Annotated in this window: 18 protein-coding genes and 4 tRNA genes; 6 read left to right on the plus strand and 16 right to left on the minus strand. The window is 63.2% G+C overall.

What is annotated here, in order from left to right; genetic code table 11:
• Positions 1–207 precede the first annotated feature (207 nt).
• A complete protein-coding gene (locus ACREP4_RS01620) occupies positions 208–2,274 on the plus strand; it encodes a carbon starvation CstA family protein (protein ID WP_431594464.1) in 2,067 nt (688 codons plus the stop codon).
• A complete protein-coding gene (locus ACREP4_RS01625) occupies positions 2,274–2,498 on the plus strand; it encodes a YbdD/YjiX family protein (RefSeq protein WP_431594465.1) in 225 nt (74 codons plus the stop codon). The genes ACREP4_RS01620 and ACREP4_RS01625 overlap by 1 nt, the downstream gene beginning before the upstream one ends.
• A gap of 172 nt (positions 2,499–2,670) precedes the next feature.
• On the opposite strand, the gene guaA is transcribed toward ACREP4_RS01625, so the two are convergent.
• The 12 genes from guaA to ndk all read right to left on the minus strand — a co-directional run bounded on the left by guaA (position 2,671) and on the right by ndk (position 16,922).
• Positions 2,671–4,236, minus strand: a complete 1,566-nt coding sequence (gene guaA / locus ACREP4_RS01630; protein ID WP_431594466.1) for a glutamine-hydrolyzing GMP synthase — start codon at positions 4,234–4,236, stop codon at positions 2,671–2,673.
• Positions 4,237–4,340: 104 nt separating this feature from the next.
• A complete protein-coding gene (guaB, locus tag ACREP4_RS01635; RefSeq protein WP_431594467.1) occupies positions 4,341–5,798 on the minus strand; it encodes an IMP dehydrogenase in 1,458 nt (485 codons plus the stop codon).
• 262 nt (positions 5,799–6,060) lie between these two features.
• Entirely contained in the window at positions 6,061–6,945 is an 885-nt protein-coding gene (folD, locus tag ACREP4_RS01640) for a bifunctional methylenetetrahydrofolate dehydrogenase/methenyltetrahydrofolate cyclohydrolase FolD (protein ID WP_431594468.1), read from the minus strand.
• Positions 6,946–7,020: 75 nt separating this feature from the next.
• Positions 7,021–8,865 carry a monovalent cation:proton antiporter-2 (CPA2) family protein gene (locus ACREP4_RS01645; RefSeq protein ID WP_431594469.1) on the minus strand — a complete coding sequence of 615 codons (1,845 nt, stop codon included), beginning with the start codon at positions 8,863–8,865 and terminating at the stop codon, positions 7,021–7,023.
• Between the two features lie 104 nt (positions 8,866–8,969).
• Entirely contained in the window at positions 8,970–10,109 is a 1,140-nt protein-coding gene (moeB, locus tag ACREP4_RS01650) for a molybdopterin-synthase adenylyltransferase MoeB (RefSeq protein ID WP_431594470.1), read from the minus strand.
• Positions 10,110–10,314: 205 nt separating this feature from the next.
• On the minus strand, positions 10,315–11,715 hold the full coding sequence (gene der / locus ACREP4_RS01655; protein ID WP_431594471.1) for a ribosome biogenesis GTPase Der: 1,401 nt from the start codon (positions 11,713–11,715) through the stop codon (positions 10,315–10,317).
• A gap of 12 nt (positions 11,716–11,727) precedes the next feature.
• Positions 11,728–12,924, minus strand: coding sequence for an outer membrane protein assembly factor BamB (gene bamB / locus ACREP4_RS01660; RefSeq protein WP_431594472.1), 1,197 nt, complete (start codon positions 12,922–12,924; stop codon positions 11,728–11,730).
• Positions 12,924–13,565 (minus strand): YfgM family protein, encoded by a 642-nt coding sequence (locus ACREP4_RS01665; RefSeq protein WP_431594473.1) that lies wholly within the window; start codon positions 13,563–13,565, stop codon positions 12,924–12,926. Before ACREP4_RS01665 ends, bamB begins: the two co-directional genes overlap by 1 nt.
• A gap of 55 nt (positions 13,566–13,620) precedes the next feature.
• On the minus strand, positions 13,621–14,469 hold the full coding sequence (locus ACREP4_RS01670) for a helix-turn-helix domain-containing protein (RefSeq protein ID WP_431594474.1): 849 nt from the start codon (positions 14,467–14,469) through the stop codon (positions 13,621–13,623).
• Positions 14,470–14,475: 6 nt separating this feature from the next.
• Positions 14,476–15,288 (minus strand): type IV pilus biogenesis/stability protein PilW, encoded by an 813-nt coding sequence (locus ACREP4_RS01675; RefSeq protein ID WP_431594475.1) that lies wholly within the window; start codon positions 15,286–15,288, stop codon positions 14,476–14,478.
• Positions 15,266–16,471 carry a 23S rRNA (adenine(2503)-C(2))-methyltransferase RlmN gene (gene rlmN / locus ACREP4_RS01680; RefSeq protein WP_431594476.1) on the minus strand — a complete coding sequence of 402 codons (1,206 nt, stop codon included), beginning with the start codon at positions 16,469–16,471 and terminating at the stop codon, positions 15,266–15,268. The genes ACREP4_RS01675 and rlmN overlap by 23 nt, the downstream gene beginning before the upstream one ends.
• A 25-nt stretch (positions 16,472–16,496) precedes the next feature.
• A complete protein-coding gene (gene ndk / locus ACREP4_RS01685; protein WP_057628193.1) occupies positions 16,497–16,922 on the minus strand; it encodes a nucleoside-diphosphate kinase in 426 nt (141 codons plus the stop codon).
• Positions 16,923–17,133: 211 nt separating this feature from the next.
• On the opposite strand from ndk, the gene ACREP4_RS01690 reads away from it, so the two are divergent.
• The 3 genes from ACREP4_RS01690 (at position 17,134) to ACREP4_RS01700 (ending at position 21,482) form a co-directional block, all read left to right on the plus strand.
• Positions 17,134–17,787 carry a TetR/AcrR family transcriptional regulator gene (locus ACREP4_RS01690; RefSeq protein ID WP_431594477.1) on the plus strand — a complete coding sequence of 218 codons (654 nt, stop codon included), beginning with the start codon at positions 17,134–17,136 and terminating at the stop codon, positions 17,785–17,787.
• A 34-nt stretch (positions 17,788–17,821) separates the two neighbouring features.
• Complete coding sequence (locus ACREP4_RS01695) at positions 17,822–20,194, plus strand: 3-hydroxyacyl-CoA dehydrogenase/enoyl-CoA hydratase family protein (protein WP_431594478.1); 2,373 nt, start codon at positions 17,822–17,824, stop codon at positions 20,192–20,194.
• A 79-nt stretch (positions 20,195–20,273) separates the two neighbouring features.
• Positions 20,274–21,482, plus strand: coding sequence for an acetyl-CoA C-acyltransferase (locus ACREP4_RS01700; RefSeq protein WP_431594479.1), 1,209 nt, complete (start codon positions 20,274–20,276; stop codon positions 21,480–21,482).
• Positions 21,483–21,834: 352 nt separating this feature from the next.
• Here the strand turns inward: ACREP4_RS01700 and ACREP4_RS01705 are convergent.
• The 4 genes from ACREP4_RS01705 to ACREP4_RS01720 form a co-directional block, all read right to left on the minus strand.
• Positions 21,835–21,910: transfer RNA gene (locus ACREP4_RS01705), tRNA-Glu, on the minus strand.
• A gap of 51 nt (positions 21,911–21,961) precedes the next feature.
• Positions 21,962–22,037 (minus strand) — tRNA-Ala (locus ACREP4_RS01710).
• Between the two features lie 131 nt (positions 22,038–22,168).
• Positions 22,169–22,244 (minus strand) — tRNA-Glu (locus ACREP4_RS01715).
• A 54-nt stretch (positions 22,245–22,298) separates the two neighbouring features.
• Positions 22,299–22,374: transfer RNA gene (locus ACREP4_RS01720), tRNA-Ala, on the minus strand.
• A gap of 234 nt (positions 22,375–22,608) precedes the next feature.
• Here ACREP4_RS01720 and ACREP4_RS01725 point away from each other — a divergent pair.
• On the plus strand, positions 22,609–23,004 hold the full coding sequence (locus ACREP4_RS01725) for a DUF4124 domain-containing protein (protein ID WP_431594480.1): 396 nt from the start codon (positions 22,609–22,611) through the stop codon (positions 23,002–23,004).
• Positions 23,005–23,050: the final 46 nt, after the last annotated feature.

Consider the following 23,050-nt stretch of genomic DNA (forward strand, 5'->3'; position numbering starts at 1 on the left):
ATGGCGACTGCAGCTGCCCGCGCCAACCATTACCGATGCAACCGATCGTTCCAGACACGCCATCGCGGGCACGTGAGCGAAGTCCGCAGTCAGGCTGGCAACGGCCACGTCCTACGACCAAAGTCTCATCCGCTTCACCTGCCGTACACGTTGACCCCCGCCTTGCATGGGTAGAACCTTGCTGGCATCCCCCTGCGAGGCGACTCGATGAAAGGTTTTTCCAAAGCCGGCTGGGCGCTCCTGTCCCTGATCGGCGCTTTCTGTCTAGGTGTTGTGGCCTTGCGCCGCGGCGAACATATCAACGCGCTCTGGATCGTGGTGGCAGCGGTATCGCTGTACCTGGTCGCCTTCCGTTACTACGGGCTGTTCATCGCCAACAAGGTGCTGGGGGTTGATCCCACCCGTGCCACGCCCGCCATCATCAACAACGATGGCCTGGACTACGTGCCCACCAACAAGCACGTCCTGTTCGGCCACCACTTCGCCGCCATCGCCGGCGCAGGTCCGCTGGTCGGCCCGGTGCTGGCCGCGCAGATGGGTTACCTGCCCGGCACGCTCTGGCTGATTGCCGGCGTGGTGTTGGCCGGTGCCGTGCAGGATTTCATGATCCTGTTCATCTCTACCCGACGTAACGGCCGCTCGCTGGGCGATCTGGTGCGCGAGGAAATGGGCCCCGTGCCCGGGACCATCGCGTTGTTCGGTGTTTTCATGATCATGATCATCATCCTGGCGGTGCTGGCGATGATTGTGGTGAAGGCGCTGGAGGGCAGCCCGTGGGGCATGTTCACCGTCATCGCGACAATGCCCATCGCCATCCTGATGGGCGTGTACATGCGCTACATCCGGCCGGGCAAGATCGGCGAGATCTCGGTCGTCGGCCTGGTGCTGCTGATTGCCGCCATCTGGTACGGCGGCAAGGTCGCCGCAGACCCGGTGCTGGGCCCGATGTTCACCTTCACCGGTGTGCAGATCACCTGGATGCTGATCGGCTACGGCTTCGTCGCCGCCGTGTTGCCGGTGTGGCTGCTGCTGGCACCGCGTGACTACCTGTCCACCTTCCTCAAGATCGGCACCATCGTTGGCCTGGCCATCGGCATCCTGATCGTGATGCCGGAGCTGAAAATGCCGGCGCTGACCCAGTTCACCGACGGCACCGGCCCGGTGTGGAAGGGCAGCATGTTCCCGTTCCTGTTCATCACCATCGCCTGTGGCGCGGTGTCCGGCTTCCATGCGCTGATCAGCTCCGGCACCACGCCCAAGCTGCTGGCCAATGAAGCCCACACGGCGTACATCGGTTACGGCGGCATGCTGATGGAATCGTTCGTGGCGATCATGGCCATGGTGGCGGCCTCGATCATCGAGCCGGGCATCTACTTCGCCATGAACAGCCCCGCTGCAATCATCGGCACCGACGTGGTCCACGCCGCGCAGGTGGTCACCAACTGGGGCTTTGCCATCAGCCCGGAACAGCTGACCGCAACCGCGGCTGAAATCGGCGAGAACACCATCCTGTCACGCGCCGGTGGCGCACCCACCTTGGCCGTGGGTATCGCGCAGATCCTGCACGCGGTGCTGCCGGGCGACGGCATGATGGCGTTCTGGTATCACTTCGCCATCCTGTTTGAAGCCCTGTTCATCCTCACTGCGGTGGATGCCGGCACCCGCTCGGGCCGCTTCATGCTGCAGGACCTGCTGGGCAACTTCGTGCCGGCGCTGCGCCGCACCGATTCGTGGGTGGCCAGCTTCATCGCCACCGGTGGCTGCGTCGCACTGTGGGGTTACTTCCTGTACCAGGGCGTGACCGATCCGCTGGGCGGCATCAACATGCTGTGGCCGCTGTTCGGCATCGCCAACCAGATGCTGGCCGGCGTGGCACTGCTGCTGTGCACCGTGGTGCTGTTCAAGATGAAGAAGGACAAGTACGCCTGGGTGCCGTTGCTCCCGGCGATCTGGCTGCTGATCTGCACCACCGCAGCCGGCTTCATCAAGATCTTCTCCAACGAACCGGGTGTGGGTTTCCTCGCACAGGCACACAAGTACCGTGATGCCATCGCCAACGGCAACCTGCTGGCACCGTCCAAGAATTTCGACCAGATGCAGCAGGTGATGGTGAACAACTACATCAACACCGCACTCACTGCGCTGTTCCTGTTCGTGGTGTTTGCGGTGCTGGTGTACTCGATCAAGACGATTGCCGCGGCCCGTCGCTCGCCAGTGCGTACCGACAAGGAAACGGCGTACGTCGCCCTCAAGCCGCACGAGATCGATCTGTAATGGGCACCCAACTGGTCCCTGTGGGTCAGTACCAGACGTTCCGCCGTACCTGGCGGCGTCTGGTGCAGACCGCGCGCTTGTGCTGCGGGGTACCGGACTACGACAACTACGTCCGGCACGTGCAGGAGAAGCATCCCGGCCGCGAGGTCATGGATTACAAGACCTTCTTCCGCGAACGTCAGGAAGCCCGCTTCGGCGGCAAGAGCGGCTTCCGCTGCTGTTGAGTTGCAAAGCTTGAAACACGAAAAAGGCGAGGCCATTGGCCCCGCCTTTTTTGTTGCTGGTGACCGTCCAGAAATGTACTGACTTCTTCCTCACCAGGAAGAAGTGTCAACGCATTTCAGGACCGGTCACTCCATAAAACAAAGGCGCCTTTCGGCGCCTTTGTCATTCAACTCATTCCCACTCGATCGTTGCCGGCGGCTTGCCAGAGATGTCGTAGACCACGCGCGAGACGCCGCGCAGTTCGTTGATGATGCGGTTGGACACGCGGCCGAGGAAGTCGTACGGCAGGTGCGCCCAATGCGCGGTCATGAAGTCGATGGTTTCCACTGCACGCAGTGCGATCACCCACTCGTATGCACGCGCATCGCCGACCACGCCCACCGACTTCACCGGCAGGAACACAGCGAACGCCTGGCTGGTTTTGTCGTACAGGTCGGCAGCACGCAGCTCTTCGATGAAGATCGCATCAGCCTTGCCCAGCAGCTCGGCATACTCACGCTTCACTTCGCCAAGGATGCGCACGCCCAGACCCGGGCCCGGGAACGGATGGCGATAAACCATCGCGCGCGGCAGGCCCAGTTCGACGCCGAGGCGACGCACTTCGTCCTTGAACAATTCACGCAACGGTTCGACCAGCTTGAGCTTCATGTTTTCCGGCAAGCCACCCACGTTGTGGTGGCTCTTGATGACGTGCGCCTTGCCGGTCTTGCTGCCGGCAGACTCGATCACGTCCGGATAGATCGTGCCCTGCGCCAGCCACTTGGCATTGCTCAGCTTGTTCGACTCTTCATCGAAGATCTCGACGAACAGGTTGCCGATGACCTTGCGCTTGGCTTCCGGATCACTGACGCCTTCCAACGCCTTGAAGTAACGGTCGGCGGCATTCACGCGCACGACCTTGACGCCCATGTTCTCGGCCATCATCTGCATGACCTGGTCGCCTTCCTGGAAGCGCAACAGGCCGGTATCGACGAACACGCAGGTCAGCTGCGTGCCGATGGCCTTGTGCAGCAGCGCTGCAACCACCGACGAATCAACGCCACCGGACAGGCCCAGGATCACGTCATCGCTGCCAACCTGCTCGCGCACGCGGGCGATCTGGTCGTCGATGATGTTGGCCGCGGTCCACAGCGTGGCGCAGCCGCAGATGTCGGTGACAAAACGCTTCAGCAGCGCCGAGCCCTGCTTGGTGTGGGTCACTTCCGGGTGGAACTGCACGCCGTACCAACGCTTCTCTTCGTTGGCCATCGCGGCCACCGGAATACGATCGGTCACGGCGGTGATGGCGAAGCCCGGCGGCACGTGGGTGACGTGGTCGCCATGGCTCATCCAGACATCCAGACGTGGCTCGCCATTGTGATCGGACAGCCCGCCCAACAGTGCGTCGTTGCCCTGCAACTTCACTTCGGCGTGACCGAACTCGCGCTGGTCAGCGGCTTCGGTGCCGCCGCCCAACTGCTTGGCCATGGTCTGCAGGCCATAGCAGATGCCCAGCAGCGGCAGGCCGCTGTCGAACACTTGCTGCGGCGCAGCCGGTGCGCCCGGCAATGTCGTGGTTTCCGGGCCGCCGGACAGAATGATGCCCTTGGCACCAAAAGCGGCGATCTCGGCCGGATCGTGGTCCCACGCCCAGATTTCGCAGTACACACCGAACTCGCGGATGCGGCGCGCGATCAGCTGCGTGTACTGAGCGCCGAAATCGAGGATGAGGATCTTGTCGTTATGGATGTTGGTCATAAAGCCCGGCAAGTGATCAATGAAAACGGGAGGCGATGCAAAACGGATGGCGGATAGAGAAAGAGGAACGGGACCAAGTCCACGTTCCTCTTCTGCTTACCGCATCACGCGCGGTAGTTCGGCGGCTCTTTGGTGATCTGCACGTCGTGGACGTGACTCTCACGTTGGCCGGCGCCGCTGATCTTCACGAACTTCGGCTGCGTGCGCATTTCTTCGATGGTGCCGCAACCGACATAGCCCATGGTTGCGCGCAGACCGCCGATCAGCTGGTGGATGATGCCACCCACCTGGCCACGGTACGGCACGCGGCCTTCGATGCCTTCCGGCACCAGCTTGTCGGCCGTGGCAGCGTCCTGGAAGTAGCGGTCCTTGGACCCCTTCTCCATCGCGGCCAGCGAGCCCATGCCACGGTAGCTCTTGTACGAACGACCTTGGAACAACTCACTTTCGCCCGGCGATTCCTCGGTGCCGGCCAGCAGGCCGCCGATCATCACCGTCGATGCGCCAGCAGCCAGTGCCTTGCCGATGTCACCGGAGTAACGAATGCCACCGTCGGCGATCAGCGGGATGCGATCCTGCAGCGCTTCGGCAACCAGATCGATGGCGGTGATCTGCGGCACGCCGACACCGGCGACAACGCGCGTGGTGCAGATCGAGCCCGGGCCGATACCCACCTTGACCGCATCGGCGCCGCAATCAAGCAGTGCCAGTGCCGCTTCGCCGGTGCAGATATTGCCGCCGATGACCTGCACATGCGGGAAGTTCTTCTTGACCCAACGCACGCGGTCCAGCACGCCCTGCGAATGGCCGTGCGCGGTGTCGACCACCAGCACGTCAACGCCGGCAGCAACCAGTGCTTCGACGCGGCGATCGGTGTCACCACCAACGCCGACCGCAGCGCCCACCAGCAGACGCGTTGCGGCATCCTTGGCAGCGTTCGGGTTGTCGGTTTTCTTCTGGATGTCCTTGACGGTGATCAGGCCGCGCAGTTCAAACGCGTCGTTCACCACCAGCACCTTTTCGATGCGGTTACGGTGCAGCAGCGACAACACTTCGTCAGACGCCGCGCCCTCCTTCACCGTGATCAGGCGATCCTTCTTGGTCATGATGTGACGGACCGGATCGTCCAGCTCGGTCTCAAAGCGCATGTCACGGTGCGTGACGATGCCAGCCAGCAAACCGTCACTGCCCACCACTGGAACACCGGAAATGTTGTGCGCTTGAGTCAGCGCCAGCACGTCGCGGATGGTGGTTTCCGGCCCAACCGTGATCGGGTCGCGGATGACACCGGACTCGAACTTTTTGACCTTGGCCACTTCGGCAGCTTGCTGCTCGACGGTCAGGTTTTTATGGACGATACCGATGCCGCCCAGCTGTGCCATTGCAATGGCCAAACGGGCTTCGGTAACGGTATCCATGGCGGCCGAGACAATCGGCAACCTCAACCGCAGGTCACGCGTCAGGCGCGTTCCGAGGTCGACGTCCTTGGGCAGGATCGTGGAATGTGCGGGGACGAGAGAAACGTCGTCGTACGTCAGTGCTTCAGCCTGGATGCGCAGCATCGGCATACCCGAGATGTGGGGAAGCGCGACATTTTACCCTTATTTCTGCGCTGATGGCAGGGGGCAAGTGCGATGCAGTGTCGCGCTGGGAAACGCAATTCAGCTACGGTGAGGTGAAGCGCCCCCACCCTCCTCCGGCTCCCCTTGGCTTCGCCAAAGGGAGGAAGTGGTTCACGCAAATGTCCAGCGATACAGGCAGCTGCCTGTTTTTGCCCCTCCCTTTGGCGCAGCCAAGGGGAGGGCTGGGGAGGGGTAAAGCTTTTCAGCCAGCCGCTTCTGCCGCCTCAATCGTGTTCTGCATCAGCGTGGCCACCGTCATCGGGCCAACGCCACCCGGCACCGGCGTGATCCAGCTGGCGCGCTGGGCAGCGGCTTCAAAGCCGACGTCACCCACCAGGCGGCCGTCATCCAGGCGATTGATACCCACGTCGATCACCACAGCGCCCGGTTTCACCCACTCGCCCGGGATCAGCTGCGGAATGCCCACCGCCACCACCAGGATGTCGGCATTACGCACCGCACGCTCAAGCTCGGCGCGCGGGGTGAATTTGTGGCAGCTGGTGACCGTGCAGCCTGCAATCAGCAGCTCCAGCCCCATCGGGCGACCGACGTGGTTGCTGACGCCAACGATGGTCGCGTTGCGACCGCGCACCGGTTGGTCGGTATGGCCTAGCAGCGTGGTGATGCCGCGCGGGGTGCAGGGGCGCAGGCCGAATTCACGCAGCACCAGGTGGCCGACATTCTCCGGATGGAAGCCGTCCACATCCTTGCGCGGGTTGATGCGCTGGATCAGCCGGTTCGCATCCGGAATGCCCGGCAGCGGCAGCTGGATCAGGATGCCGTGAATCTTCGGGTCCGCGTTGAGCTGGTCGATCAGCTCCAGCAGTTGCTCCTCGCTGGTGCCGGCCGGCAGGTCGTAATCGAACGCCTCGATGCCGACCTTTTCCGCCGCACGGCGCTTGTTGCGCACATACACGGCCGACGCCGGGTCACCCCCCACGAGCACCACTGCCAGGCCCGGGCGCGAGCGACCGGCCGCCAGGCGCGCGTCCACGCGCACCTTCAGGTCATCGAGGAGCTCTTCGGCAATACGGCGGCCATCGAGGATGCGGGAGGTCTGCGCGGCGGAGTCGGCTGGGACAGTCATTGGGCGTGAGGCGAATGCGGGGGCGGCTATTGTCCCTGATTACGCCTGCTGCCGCTGAAACCACGCCTTGTCGACTTACTGCGCCTCGGTATCCGGCGCCGCCCCGGCCAAGGCATCCGGGTTCAGCGTCCGCGATTCGCGACGCGGCGGCGTGAACGGCGTCGGCGTCGGTTTCGCCTCTACCGGCGCATTGCCGTACAGCAGACCGACACCCGCCTTGAGCCCGCCACCTGCCATTTCCAGCTCGAAGCGCTCGGCGTCACGGCGTCGGATTTCACGCGCCACCAGGTCAGCCTCGTCTTCTTCAGCGCCCAGTTGCAGCAGCGCTGCACGCCCGAATTCCACCGCCGACTCAAAGGTCTCGCGGATCTGGAAATCCACGCCCGCATGAATCAGCGACAGCGAATGCGCGCGGTCATACGAACGCACCAGCAACTTGGCCTGCGGGAATTCATGCGCGACCAGCTCGACGATACGGTCGGCAGCGGCGCGGTCGTTCACGCATACCGCAATGGCGCGCGCGGTTTCCGCGCCCGACGCACGCAGCACATCCAAGCGCGTGCCGTCGCCGTAATAGATCTTGAAACCGAAATCTGCAGCGCTGCGGATCATCGCAATGTCGTTGTCGATGATGGTCACATCCACATCGCGCGCCAGCAGCGATTGGCTGGACACCTGCCCGAAGCGACCAAAGCCGATCACCAGCACGCTGCCACTCAGGCCGTCTGCAGCTTCCACGTCGTCCATGGAAACCAGGCCTTCCTTCACCAGCCGGCGATACACCAGCATGCACAGCGGCGTCAGCGCCATCGACAACACCACGACGGCGGTGAGGTTGGCATTGACCTTGGCGTCGATCACACCGGCAGTGGCTGCGGCCGCAAACAGGACAAAGGCAAATTCGCCGCCCTGCGCCATCAGCACGCCGCGATCCAGCGCCTGACGGTGATCGCTACCCATCACCCGCGCCACACCGTAAATGCACAGTGCCTTGGCCAGCATCATCGCAGGCACCAGCAGCGCGATGACCTTCCAGTTCGCGGCGACCACGGACAGGTCCAGCGCCATGCCCACGCTGAGGAAGAACAGGCCCAGCAGGATGCCGCGAAACGGCTCGATGTCGGCTTCGATCTGGTGACGGAAAGTGGATTCAGACAACAACACACCAGCCAGGAAGGCCCCCATTGCCATCGACAATCCACCCAACTGCATCAGCAACGCCGCGCCCAATACCACCAGCAGCGCGGCGGCGGTCATCACCTCGCGCGCCTTGGATTCGGCCAGGATGCGGAACAAGGGATTGAGCAGATAGCGGCCGACCATGACCAGGCCGACAATCGCGCCGGCGCCGATGGCAATACTCACCCAACGCGAGCCTTCCTGCGCACCGATATGCACCGGCGCCATCCACGCCACAAGCGCCAGCAGCGGCACGATCAGCAAGTCCTCGAACAACAGGATGGAGACGATTTTCTGCCCCGACGGCAGCGCCACGTCGCCGCGCTCGGCCAGCAACTGCATGACCACGGCGGTGGACGTCAGCACGAAACCGGCGGCGGCAATGAAGGCCACCTGCGGGCGGTAGCCGAACAGCATCGCGACGCCGGTCAGCACTACCGCACAGGTGAATATCTGCGCGGTGCCGAGGCCGAAAATCTCGTTGCGCAGGCTCCATAAATGCGACGGGCGCATCTCCAGCCCGATCACAAACAGGAACATCACCACACCCAGTTCGGCGACATGCAGGATGGCCTGCGGCTCTGCGAACCAGCCGAAGCCGAACGGCCCGATCGCCAAACCGGCGACGAAGTATCCCAGCACCGAGCCCAAGCCCAGCCGCCGGAACAACGGCACCGCCACCACGGCCGCGCCGAGCAGCGCCACTACTTTCACCAGTTCCGTCGAAGATTCCGCTGACATGTGCGCGCCCTGCTCCATTCCAATATGCGCACGATAAAGCACAACGTGTGCACTCCGGATGCGGCAGCCGCATTCAACCGGCGTCAGCGCCGGAGCAGCTCAATTCATCCGTGCTGCGAGCAGAACGCGGCGTAGTCGATATAGCCCGGGAAGGGTACGCCCGGCGCGCACAGCGGGCATGCCGGGTCGGCGGTGATCCGGGTTTCACGGAAGCGCATCTGCAGGGCGTCGAAACGCAGCAACCGGCCGGTCAGTGGCTCACCGATGTCCAGCAGCAGCTTCAGCACTTCGGTGGCCTGCATCACCCCGGCCAAACCCGGCAGCACGCCCAGCACACCCGCCTCTGAACAGTTCGGCGCGAACTCCGGTGGCGGCGGCTCCGGGAACAGACAGCGGTAACACGGCGCCTCGCCGCGATGACGGCCGGCATCGAACACACTCACCTGCCCGTCGAAGCGCTCGATGGCCGCGTACACCAGCGGCTTGGCGTGCTTGATGCAGGCATCGTTGAGCAGGTAGCGCAGCGGGAAGTTGTCCGAGCCATCCAGCACCACATCCACGCCCTGCATCAGCGCGTCGATGTTGTCGGAGGTCACCCGCTCACGAATGGCTTCCACCTCGATCTGCGGATTCAGCGCCCGCAGCCGCTCACGTGCCGAATCGACCTTGGCCATGCCAACGCCGGCCTCGGTGTGGACGATCTGCCGATGCAGGTTGCTGCGCTCCACCACATCGTCATCGACGATGCGCAGATGCCCCACGCCGGCCGCGGCGAGATAAAAGCCCGACGGCGCTCCCAGTCCGCCCGCTCCCAACACCAGCACCCGCGACTGCTGCAGCCGGCGCTGACCGGCCTCGCCCACCTGCGGCAACAGCAAGTGGCGCGAATAGCGGTCGTAGAAATCGCGATCTTCCGCATCCAGCAGCGGCTGCACCAACGGCAGCCCATCCACCCGCCAAGCCACCGTGCCGCCGGTCACTGAGGCCAATTGCGAATAGCCCGCTCCAGCCAGCGCCACCGCCGCATCGGCAGAGCGCTTGCCGCTCTGGCAGATCAACATCACCTCACGATCAACAGCGGAAAGATGCCGCGCCGGATCAGCCAGCAGCGCTGCCTTGGCGATACCCACCGCGCCTTCCGCCATGCCGCCAGCGCGCTCATGCGCCTCGCGCACGTCGATCAACAACACGCCATCCAGCTGCTTGGCGCGGGCTTGCCCGGGGGTCAGTTCACGAATGCTCATGCGCCGATTATCGGCCAACATCGCCCCGCAGGAACGGCTTCGGTCGCGAAGCTGGTGCTGCATCACTCGCTGACGATGCAGGCGACTGCCGGCGCCCTCGCAGCGGTCCGCTCAACGGCTTCACGGCCAAGGCCGCTCCTACCGATGACCCGATGACCAAATGCCCGGAACGCAGAAGGCGACCTTCCGGTCGCCTTCTGCTGCATCACTTCTTGCCCTTCACGTGCTTCATCAAGCGCCGCTTGGCCTTGACCTGCCGATCCGTCAGCGGGTTCTTCTTGCCCTCATAAGGGTTGACACCCTCGCGGAACAGGAAGCTCACCGGCGTACCGACCAGCTTGAAGCGCTTGCGGAAGAAGTTCTCCAGATACCGCTTGTACGAATCCGGCAGCTCCTTCAGGCGCGTACCGTGGACGATGAACGTCGGCGGATTGGTGCCGCCCGGATGCACGTAACGCAGCTTTGAAACGTGGCCACGAATGCTCGGCGGCGGATTCGTTTCGTACGCGACTTCCAGCGCCTTGTTCACCTCGCTGGTGCTGAACTCATGCGTCGCCGAGTCATGCGCCCGGTGTACCGCACGGAACAGCTCTTTCAGGCCCGAACCATGCTTGGCCGAAATACGCACCACTTCCGCCCACGGCACGAAGCTCAGCTTGCGCGACACCAGGGCTTCCGCCTGCTCGCGCTGATAGTCGGTCAGGCCATCCCACTTGTTGATGGCAATCACCAACGCACGACCGGCATCCAGCACCGCACCCAGCACGCTCGCATCCTGATCGGTCACGCCTTCGGTTGCGTCCAGCATCAACACCGCAACCTGGGCCTGCTCGATCGCACGCAGCGTCTTGACCACGCTGAACTTCTCGACCACTTCCTCCACCCGCGCCTTGCGGCGCAGGCCGGCGGTGTCGATCAGCCGATACAGCCGATCATCACGCTCCATGTCCACCGAAATGGAATCGCGCGTGGTGCCCGGCACTTCGGACGCAATCATCCGCTCCTCGCCCAGCACGCGATTGACCAGCGTTGACTTGCCCACATTCGGGCGGCCAACAAAAGCAATGCGTACACGCGAAGGATCGTCGTCCAGCGTCTCGGTCGTACCTTCTTCCGGCAAGCGCTCAATGATCTCGTCCACCAGATCATCCAGCCCCTGCCGATGCGCGGCCGACACCATCAGCATTTCATTGAAGCCATAGCGTGCGAACTCCGCACGTACGGCATTCTCGTCCGTACCGTCGATCTTGTTGATCAACAGCAACGTTGGCCGCGCAAGTTTGCGCAGCCACGACAGGATCTCGTCATCCAGCGCCGACGTGCCATCACGCGCGTCAACCACAAATACGATCAGATCCGCCTCACCGGCGGCGGCTCGGGCCTGGCGCGCCGTGGCGCCAGCCAGCCCTTCCTCTTGACCGGCAATACCGCCGGTATCAACGAGCAGGAAAGGATTGTCCTCGTTCAGACGGCAAACACCGTAGTTGCGATCACGGGTAACCCCGGGCTGGTCGTGGACCAGCGCATCGCGCGTACGGGTAAGCGCATTGAAAATCGTGGACTTGCCGACGTTCGGCCGTCCAACCAGGGCGACCAAAGGCAGCATCGCGTTAACTCCTTATTGGGCCAACCGGAATGCGGTCAGTTTCCCATCTACGTTCTGCACCAGCGCAATGCCGTCGGCAACCACCGGCGCGGCCAGAACGGCGTCACCGCCACTCTTTGCTCGCGCAGCCAGCTGCCCATCGCTCAACCGCAGCCAATGCAGATAACCCTTGTAATCCCCCACCACGGCGTAGTCGCCCTGGACAGCGGCACCTGTAACCGAACGACGGGCCAGCGCTTGCTGGGACCACATCGCCGAACCGGACGTCTTGTCCAACCCGTAAACCGTACCCTTGCCGTCGGTCACGACCACGTTGCCGGATGACACCGCAACGCCACCGCCACCACCATGATCGCGCGACCACAACGGACGACCGGTCGGCCCTTCAATGGCCATCGTCTCGTTCTTGAAGCTGCTCACGTACAGCGTATTACCTTCCAGCACCGGCGCGCCGTCAATGTCGGCCATGCGCTCCAGCTCGGTACGGCCTTCCGGCGTACCTACCGATTGTTCCCACAGCGGGCGGCCGTCCTGCATGGCCAGCGCGCTCAGCGTGCCGTCGTCGTTGCCGATGAACAGCGCACCCGGGCCAGCCACCACCGGCGCGTTACCGCGCACCGTCAGCGACGGCAGTTCCTGGGCGTTGAACCAACGCTGCTCGCCGGTCGTCGCATCCAGTGCGGTGGTGCGCCCATCATTGCTGCGCACGAACACCAGGCCCTGGGCAATTGCCGGCGCAGCGATCACTTCGCCCGGCACCTTCGCCTTCCACTTTTCGGTGCCGTTGCTGGCATCCAGGGCGATCACCTGCCCGTCCAGCGTGCCAATCACGACCAGGCCGTCACCCACACCCGGGCCACCGGAAAGACGCAGCTTGGGCTTCTTCTTTTCCTTGGCCGGCTTGTATTCCCACACTTCCTTGCCGGTCTGCAGGTCCAGCGCATGCACGCCGCCTTCCACCGCTGCCGCATAAACGCGGCCATCCGCCACCATCGGCGCCTGACGCAGGCCAATGCGGCCCTCGCCCTTGCCAACGTTGGCCGACCAGATCTTGCTGACATTGAGGGTCTGCTCAAACTTCACCAGCTCTGCCGGCTCCAACGCCTTCTTGGCTTCGGCGTCTTTACCTGCGAACCAGCCTTTGACCGTGGAGCAGCCGGTCAGCGTCATCGCTACCAGCGCCAGACCTGCAACATGCTTGAGCTTCATCAAATCTTCTCCGCTGCAGGATCGGCCACGGTACCGCCGGCATCCATCAATTTGGTTTCGAGCAGACGGCGCTGCGGCGCGGCCACATCGAGCTTGGCCAGCGCCTGCGTATACAGCTCACGGGCCTCGTCGCGCTTGTTCTGCGCAATCAGGGCATCACCGCGGATTTCCAGGCTGGCGCTGTCATCGGCGGAGCCGATCAGCTTGACGGCTTCATCCGCCTTGCCGGTTTCAATCAGCAGCCGTGCCACACGCTGGTCAATCAGTGCCTTGAACTCGCCTTCGGTCTTCAGCGCGCGCAGGGTCTTGATGGCGTCTTCGTACTTGCCCGCCTCGACCTGCGCCTTGGCCAACTCCAACGAAGCCAGGTCGGCATAAATGCCGGCCTTGCCGCTTTCCAGGGCAGCAACTTCCTTGGCAGCGTCGTCCAGATTCTTGGACTGCAGGCTGCGCGACACCGCTTCATAGCGGACATTGGCCTCGGCCAACTTGCCTACCTGCTCTTTCTGCCACCACTGCCAACCGGCAATGGCGCCAACGCCAAGAATTACTCCGCTGAGGATTCCGGCGCCATTTTTGCGCAGCCAAGTGCGGACGCGTTCACTTTGTTCGTGCTCGTCGAGCAGGTCGTCAATCGCCATGCGTACTCTCGCTCACCCTGACGGGGAGCCTTGTTGTATTGATCAACGCCTTGTTTCAGTGCGAAACCGGCGCCACGAAGCCGTCAGAGGATACCGTAAAGCGGGCCACATTACCGCGCTTGTACGGCGTCAGATCGACGTTACCGGAGGCCTGCTGAACCTCCACATCCGCTGCATTCCCCAGCACCATCCGGCCTACCTGGCCAGCGCTGAAGTTACGCGACTCGCCTGCACGGATCAGGGCCTTTTCGACCGTTGAACCGTCTGGCGCGGAAATTTCCACCCAACTGTCACCCTTGAAACGCAGTGCCAGGGCCGCTGCCGGAGCCGCGACCGCAGGACGGGCAATCGGCGCCATGGAAGCGATATAGGGGTCGTTCTGCTGGGCGGCAACCGGCTTGACGGCAGCAGCCGTCGACGGCGCGGCCGTCCCACCCGGAAGTGCAGCCTCGGCGGGCGGCATCACATCCAGCGAGGCCGTACTTGGCGGCGCCTTGCTGGGCGTTCCGCTGATCACGTACCACACCGGCACGGCCAGCACGGCAGTGATCACCACGTACATTGCGCGACGGCCAAGATTTTCGGCCATCCGCCGCATTGGCGGGGTGTGCGTGTGACTGACCAGTGTCGGCGGCACCACCGGCGCGATCTGCGCCTGCTGCAGCAAGCCTTGCAGGTCAACCTTGAGCAAACGCGCGTAGCTGCGCAGCTGGCCGCGCACAAACACCGGCGCTCCAAGGCGGTCCCAGCGCTCAGCTTCCAGCGAAGCAACCACCTGGACCGGCATGTGCAGTTGGCCGGCAACGTCTTCCAGCGACAACCCTGCGGCCTCACGGGCCTTGCGAAGCTGCTCGCCACACCCCACCACACCATCTAGCGCGTTCACACCCGGATCATTGATCACAATGCATCAGCCTTGGGGATTCGAGGCCGCGTCCGAAGGAAACTCTTCGCGCAACCGCTGTTGAAACCGACCGGCAGCCGTCCTGTCGCCAAGTCGCTCTTCTACCTGAATGGCAAGTTGTAACACGGAAAGCGTGGCTGGCGCAGCCGCAAGACGCCGCTGGTAGAAGGCTCGCGCCTCAAAGTATCGACCGTGTAGCACTTCGTTGCGGGCCATCGACTCCAGTGCGTAGGGGTTGTCCGGCGCCAGCGCCAGTGCCTGCCGAAGCTCATTCTGGGCTCGCTCGGACTGGCCGGCGTCCAGCGCGCATCCACCAGCGTTGGCCAAGGTTTCCGCACGCGCCGTGTAATCGGGATCGGCCAGTGCGCGATCAAACCAGACCAGCGCCTCGGCCGGATGGCCGCTGCCACACAGCCACGCACCGTAGTTACTCAACACGTCCCCTCGCCGCGGCGCCAGCTCTGCCGCCTTGCGGTAAGCCGCACCGGCAGCGGTCACATCGCCGCGCCGGGCTTGGACAACCGCTTCCGCGGTGAAGGCATCGGGCGCTTTGGGATCGAGCTTCTGCGCGGAGCGGGCAAACTTCGCCGCCTCATCCAGTTCGCCGCGCTTGAAACGATCCCCGACCACGGTCAGCAGCTCTTCGTACTTCACACGCTTGCGCGCTTTGCGATCATCGCGAACGTCATATTCGGGCGCACTCAACTGCTCGCCCTTTATCTTGCCGATCTTCATGCCGTGATTGCGCCCGCAGCCAACGAGCAGCAGCGAGGCGACCAACAGCAGGAGCAGACGATCAGGCAAGTGGATCCCCTGCATCCAGCAACTGCAGAGTCTTGTTGAACTCAGCCTGGCGACGGGTGCGATCCATCACCTGCCCCTTGAGCTGGCCGCAGGCGGCATCAATGTCGTCGCCGCGAGTACGGCGCACCATCGTCAGCACCTGCGAGTCGAGCAGGATCTTCTGGAAAGCACGGATCTGCTCTTCGCCCGAGCGCTCGTAGCGCGTGCCGGGGAACGGGTTGAACGGAATCAGATTGACCTTGCCCGAGTCCTTGGCCTGCACCGCGTTGTCGAACTGGCGCATCAGCCGCGCCAGCTGACGGGCATGCTCGGGCTGGTCATTGATGCCCTTCATCAGGGTGTATTCAAAGGTCACCGAATCGCGCTTCTTGTTGCCGCGCAGGTAACGCGCGCAGGAAGCCATCAGTTCGGCAATCGGGTATTTCTTGTTGAGCGGCACCAGCGTTTCGCGCAGCTCGTCGTTGGGCGCATGCAGCGACACGGCCAGCGACACATCGCTCTCGACCGACAAGCGATCGATCTGCGGCACCAGGCCCGAAGTGGACAAGGTCACGCGCTTGTTGGCCAGGCCGTAGCCCAGGTCATCGCGCATGATGCTCATCGCGCGGATGACGTTGTCGAAATTCATCAACGGCTCGCCCATGCCCATCATCACCACGTTGGTGAGGCGGCGCATCTGGTGCGGCACATTGCCCAGGTGACGCGCGGCAATCCACACCTGGCCGATGATTTCGGCGGTGCTGAGGTTGCGGTTGAAACCCTGGGTCGCGGTCGAGCAGAACGTGCAGTTCAACGCACAACCCACCTGCGAAGACACGCACAACGTGCCGCGGGTTTTGTCGGGGATGTACACGGTCTCGATGGCGTTCTTGCCATCCACGCCCATTGCCAGCAGCCACTTGTGGGTGCCGTCAGTGGACGGTTTGTCGAACACGATATTGGGGACGATGACCTCGGCATGCGCATGCAGCTTGGCGCGCAACGCCTTGCCGAGGTCCGTCATCAGGTCGAAATCGGTGACATAGCGATGGTGAATCCACTTCATCACTTGATGGGCACGGAACTTCTGCTCGCCGAGGGTTTCGACAAAGAATTTTTCCAGGCCCGCGCGATCGAGGTCGAGCAGGTTCTGCTTGCCAGCAGTCGGCACCATTTTCGGCAGCGGCTGGATGGCGGGTGTCTGTACGACCTCGTTCACGGCTTCAACCTTCAATACTTATTGCTTAGCGCGAAACCACTTCGGTAGCGGCGAAGAAATAAGCCACTTCATTGGCTGCATTCTCGACCGAATCCGAACCGTGGGCGGCATTGGCGTCGATGGAATCGGCGAAGTCAGCGCGGATGGTGCCCGGCGCTGCGTCCTTCGGATTGGTGGCGCCCAGCAGGTCGCGGTGGGCCAGCACGGCGTTCTCGCCTTCCAGCGCCTGGATCATCACCGGGCCGGAGATCATGAACTCGACCAGTGCGTTGAAGAACGGACGCTCGCGGTGCACGGCGTAGAAGCCTTCAGCTTCACGACGCGACAGCTGCTTGTACTTGGCAGCCACAACCTTCAGGCCGGCCTTCTCGAAGCGGGCGTAGATTTCGCCGATCACGTTCTTGGCGACGGCGTCCGGCTTGATGATGGAAAGAGTGCGCTCGAGCGCCATGGGAATTCTCCGGGTTCTGGGCCGGCTGGCCCGAGGGTATATGAAAAAAACCCGCGTGCGGACGCGGGCTTAGCCTGAATTGCGGTGGCTGATTCTACCGGGTGCCTTACGCCTTTGCACAGCGGCAGATGAATGATGCTGCATCGCAGCATGACCGAGAGCCCGAGCCGGGCGTAGGATCCAAACAATCGTTTGATTGATTTATTTGACCATGGGCAAATCCGCCAGCTTCTCCACCAAGGACCGCATCCTCGGCGCGGCCGAGGAATTGTTCGCCCAGCATGGCTTTGCCGGCACCTCGCTGCGCCAGGTGACCAGTCATGCCGATGTCAACATTGCAGCGGTCAATTACCACTTCGGGTCCAAGGAAAACCTGGTCAATGAAGTGTTCCGCCGCCGCATGGACGAAATGACCGGTGCCCGCCTGAGCCAGCTGGAACAGGCTCGCAGCGCCCATCCGGGCGATCTGCGCGCGGTATTGGCTGCCTTTGTCGAGCCGGCCTTGGCCATGGCCCAGGACCGCCAGAGCGGCGGCGCCTTCGTGCGGGTCATCGCCCGCGCCTATGCCGAGAAGAACGACAACCTGCGCAAGTTCTTGTCCGACCACTACGGCCACGTGCTGCGCGAGTTCGGCAAGGCCATCGGCGCCTGCGTGCCGGGGCTCAGCAAGGAAGACCTGTACTGGCGTCTGGACTTCCTGGCCGGCGCGCTGACCTACGCCATGGCCGATTTCGGGCTGATCAAGCGCCCGCACAACATCAGCGAAGCCGCGCACCGCAGCAAGGCCGCGCAGGAACTGATTCATTTCGCCGAAGCCGGTTTCCGCGCCAGTGCGCGCACGCCGGATTCAACCTCCTCCACCTGATCCACCCGTCATCGCAGACCAAAGGTTTATCGATATGTCCAATTCCCTGATTGTCCGCCGCGTCGCCGTTCTTGGCGCAGGCGTCATGGGTGCGCAGATCGCCGCCCACCTGACCAATGCTGGCGTCGACACCGTGCTGTTCGACCTTGCCGCCAAGGAAGGCCCGGCCGATGGCATCGTACTCAAGGCCATTGCCAACCTCGGCAAGCTGAGCCCGGCGCCGCTGGCCAGCAAGTCGCTTGCCGAAGCCATCACCCCGGCCAATTACGACTCCGGCCTGGAACAGCTGCGCGACTGCGACCTGATCATCGAAGCCATCGCTGAACGGATGGACTGGAAGCAGGACCTGTACAAGAAGATCGCGCCGTTCGTGAACGAGCACGCGATCCTGGCCTCCAATACCTCGGGCCTGGGCATCAACAAGCTGGCCGACGTGCTGCCGGAAGAACTGCGCCACCGCTTCACCGGCGTGCATTTCTTCAACCCGCCGCGTTACATGCACCTGGCCGAGCTGATCCCGGCCAAGGCCACCGACAAGTCGGTGCTGGAAGGCCTGGAAACCTTCCTGACCACCAACCTGGGCAAGGGCGTGGTCTACGCCAAGGACACCCCGAACTTCATCGGCAACCGCATCGGCGTGTTCTCGATCCTGTCGACCATCCATCACACCCAGCAGTTCGGCCTGGGCTTTGACGAAGTGGACGGCCTGACCGGCCCGCTGGTCGGCCGCCCGAAATCGGCGACCTACCGCACCTCCGACGTGGTCGGCCTGGACACCATGGCCCACGTCATCAAGACCATGGGCGACACCCTGCCGGATGACCCGTGGCACCAGTACTTCACCTCGCCGGCATGGCTCGGCGCGCTGATCGGAAAGGGCGCGCTGGGCCAGAAGACCGGCGCTGGCATCTTCCGCAAGGTCGGCAAGGACATCATGGTCATCGACCTTGAGAAGCAGGACTACCGTCCGGCCGACCGCACCGCCGCGCCGGAAGTGGTCGAGATCCTGAAGATCAAAAACCCGGCCGAGAAGTTCGCCAAGCTGCGCGAAAGCCAGCATCCGCACGCGCAGTTCCTGTGGGCGACCTTCCGCGACCTGTTCCATTACAGCGCCTACCACCTGGCTGACATCGCTGAAACCGCGCGCGACGTGGACCTGGCCATCCGCTGGGGTTACGGCTGGTCGCTCGGCCCGTTCGAGACCTGGCAGGCTGCCGGCTGGAAGCAGGTGGCACAGTGGATCGCCGACGACATCGCCGCCGGCAAGAGCATGAGCAATGCCCCGCTGCCCGCATGGGTGCTGGACGGCCGTGACGGCGTGCATGCCGCCGAAGGCAGCTACAGCCCGTCGCAGAATGCACTGGTGCCGCGCTCGTCGCTGCCGGTCTACCAGCGCCAGCGCTTCCCCGATGCACTGCTGGGCGAGAAGTTCGCACCGGGCGAAACCGTGTTCGAGAACGACGGCATCCGCCTGTGGACCGACGGTGACGGCATCGGCGTCATCAGCTTCAAGACCAAGATGAACACCGTGTCCGACCAGGTATTGGACGGCATCCAGCACGCCATCGGCCTGTCGGAAAAGCAGTTCAAGGGCGTGGTGATCTGGCAGAACAAGGAGCCCTTCTCCGCCGGCGCGGATCTATCTGGCGCATTGGCTGCTTTGCAGGCCGGCAAGATCGCCGAGTTCGAGGCGATGGTCGCCAACTTCCAGCGCACCAGCCAGCGCATCAAGTACGCGACCGTGCCGGTGGTAACCGCCGTGCGCGGCTTGGCGCTGGGTGGCGGCTGCGAGTTCCAGATGCATGCGGCCAAGTCGGTCGCGTCGCTGGAAAGCTACATCGGTCTGGTCGAGGCTGGCGTTGGCCTGCTGCCGGCCGGCGGCGGCCTGAAGGAACTGGCGGTGCGCGCTTCGCAGGCGGCCGGCTCGGACGGCGATGTGTTCGCCGAGCTGAAGAAGACCTTTGAAACCGTCGCCATGGCCAAGGTTTCCAACTCGGCGGTCAACGCCAAGGAACTGGGCTTGATGCGCGGCACCGACAAGGTCGTGTTCAACAGTTTCGAGCTGCTGCACATCGCCAAGGCAGAAGTCACCGCACTGGCCGAAGGTGGCTACCGCCCACCGATGCCCGCACGCCGCATCCGCGTGGCCGGTGACGTTGGCATCGCCACCTTCAAGATGATGCTGGTCAACATGCTGGAAGGCCGCTTCATCAGCCCGTACGACTACGAAATCGCCGAGCGCATCGCCACCGTGCTGTGCGGCGGCAAGGTCGATCGCAATACGCTGGTCGATGAAGAGTGGCTGCTGACGCTGGAGCGCAAGCACTTCGTCGAACTGGCCCAGCAGGAAAAGACCCAGGCCCGCATCGCGCACATGCTCAAGACCGGCAAGCCGCTGCGGAACTGAGTGAGCGTGCTTCCAGGGCGATGCCACGTCATCGCCCTCGCCCGCCCTCACGCTCACACCTATTGAAGAGATCACTGCAATGACCAAGCAAATCCAGGACGCCTACATCGTCGCCGCCACCCGCACCCCGGTTGGCAAGGCGCCCAAGGGCATGTTCCGCAACACCCGTCCGGACGACATGCTCGCCCACGTACTCCGCACCGTGGTCGCCCAGGCCCCGGGCGTGGACGTCAACCGCATCGACGACGCCATCATCGGCTGCGCCATGCCCGAAGCCGAGCAAGGCATGAACGTGGCGCGCATCGGCGTGCTGCTGGCGGGCCTGCCGAACACCATCGCCGCGCAGACGGTGAACCGCTTCTGCTCATCCGGCCTGCAGGCCGTGGCGATGGCGGCCGACCAGATCCGTCTGGGCAACAGCGACCTGATGCTGGCCGGCGGCACCGAATCGATGTCGATGGTGCCGATGATGGGCAACAAGATCGCCATGGCGCCGAGCGTGTTCGACAACGACCACGTCGCCATTGCCTACGGCATGGGCATCACCGCCGAGAAGGTCGCCGAGGAATGGAAAGTCTCGCGCGAAGAACAGGACGCATTCGCCCTGACCTCGCACCAGAAAGCCATCGCCGCGATCCAAAATGGCGAATTCAAGGACGAAATCAGCCCTTATGAAATCGTCTCGCACCAGCCCGACCTGGCCGACGGCAAGCGCATCATCGTCCGCAACAAGCTGGCCGACACCGACGAAGGCCCGCGCCTGGATTCCTCCGCCGAAGGCCTGGCCAAGCTGCGCCCGGTGTTCCGCAACGGCCAGTTCGGCGGCTCGGTCACCGCAGGCAATTCCTCGCAGATGAGCGACGGCGCCGGTGCAGTGCTGCTGGCCTCGGAGCAGGCGATCAAGGATTACGGCCTGACCCCGCTGGCCCGCTTCGTCAGCTTCTCGGTCGCCGGCGTGCGCCCGGAAGTGATGGGCATCGGCCCGATTGCCGCGATTCCGAAGGCACTGAAGCAGGCCGGCCTGAGCCAGGATCAGCTGGATTGGATCGAACTCAACGAAGCCTTCGCTGCACAGTCGTTGGCGGTCATCCGCGATTGCGGCCTGGATCCGTCCAAGGTCAACCCGCTGGGCGGCGCCATCGCGCTCGGCCATCCGCTGGGCGCAACCGGTGCGATCCGTACCGCCACCCTGCTGCACGGCCTGCGCCGCCGCCAGCAGAAGTACGGCATGGTCACCATGTGCATCGGCACCGGCATGGGCGCCGCCGGCATCTTTGAATCGCTGTAAGCGAACGCGGATCGCGCAACACAAAAGGGCAGCCGCAAGGCTGCCCTTTTTCTTTGCTTCGCGCTTGATCATCACGGACTCGGGAGTGGCGCACGCAGAAACGCTACAGATGTTTCTGCGATCAACACCGCAAAGAATCCTGCATCGACTGCATCACACAGAAAAGCAAAACGCCGCAGGCTGGGATGGAATCCCGGCAGAACGCCACGCCGGACGCCCACCCCACTAGATCGCTCGCCTCCCGCCGCAACGCAAGCACGCAGCCAGAAGCCTGGAAATCACTTCCCCGCAGGCAATCCCGCCAAATCGCGCGCAAGAAAAAAGCCCCGGTTTCCCGGAGCTTCTTATGAAATGGCGTCCCCACGGGGATTCGAACCCCGGTCGCCACCGTGAAAGGGTGATGTCCTAGGCCTCTAGACGATGGGGACGCGTATTCTTCAAAACTCAAATTGTGATTCGGATGGCCTAATATCCGAATTTGGTGGAGCCAAGCGGGATCGAACCGCTGACCTCCTGCATGCCATGCAGGCGCTCTCCCAGCTGAGCTATGGCCCCACGTCTTGTTGCTAGCCCGCCATTATGACAGGCTTCGTTGGAAATGGAAGCTTTTTCTTCCGTGGCGCCGTGGCACTTGGCTCCGTTCCAACAAAGCTCCAAAATCTGGAACCCGGTACAACTTTGATGAATGGCGTCCCCACGGGGATTCGAACCCCGGTCGCCACCGTGAAAGGGTGATGTCCTAGGCCTCTAGACGATGGGGACGCGTAAACTTCATCAGATTTTATTCGACAATCCAGACGGCCTAATGTCCGGATTTGGTGGAGCCAAGCGGGATCGAACCGCTGACCTCCTGCATGCCATGCAGGCGCTCTCCCAGCTGAGCTATGGCCCCGACGTGTTGCCGAGAACGAAATAATAGCGGGCCTTTTTTAGGCCCGCAAGACATTTGTGAAATTTTTTCTTCACATGTTGCCGCGCGCCCAGCTTCTTGACGACGAAGATGACAACAAAACGAAGCTCCAAGCATCTGCTGTGGAAGACCTACGGCGCGATAAGTTGAACTCCCGATGCCTGCGCGCACCGGACGCGACAAGGTAGTGCACCCTGATCGCACACGGGCGTCGCGATGCACACTCTCAGCACCTTCATCATTGCCTTCCTGCTTGCCTGCCTTTTCGCCGCGACAGCGCACGCCCAGCACGTGTTCAAGTGCAGCGATGGTGGCAATGTGTCGTACCAATCGCTGCCTTGCGACGGAGCAACGTTGCGCAGCTGGGAAGCCACACCGGATGTGGTCGATCCGTCTGCACAGGCGCGCATCGAATCGTTGCGCCGTGAATTGCGGCCCGAACGACGTGCCAGTGGCCGCTATCGCTCCAGCCGCTCAAGCAAGGCATCGCCTGCAGCTGCATGTGAACGGGCAAGAAGCGGTCGCGCCACCGCTTATGCAAAGGCCGGCTTGAAGCGGGACTTCACTCTTTCCAGTCATTGGGACAACCGCGTCCACGATGCCTGCTGGTAGAGCGCCGCTCACCAAGCCGGCGTTTTGGTCGGCTCGCCCGCTGTAC

Source organism: Stenotrophomonas sp. (genome assembly GCF_050737575.1).
In the GTDB taxonomy this organism is placed as follows: Bacteria; Pseudomonadota; Gammaproteobacteria; order Xanthomonadales; family Xanthomonadaceae; genus Stenotrophomonas.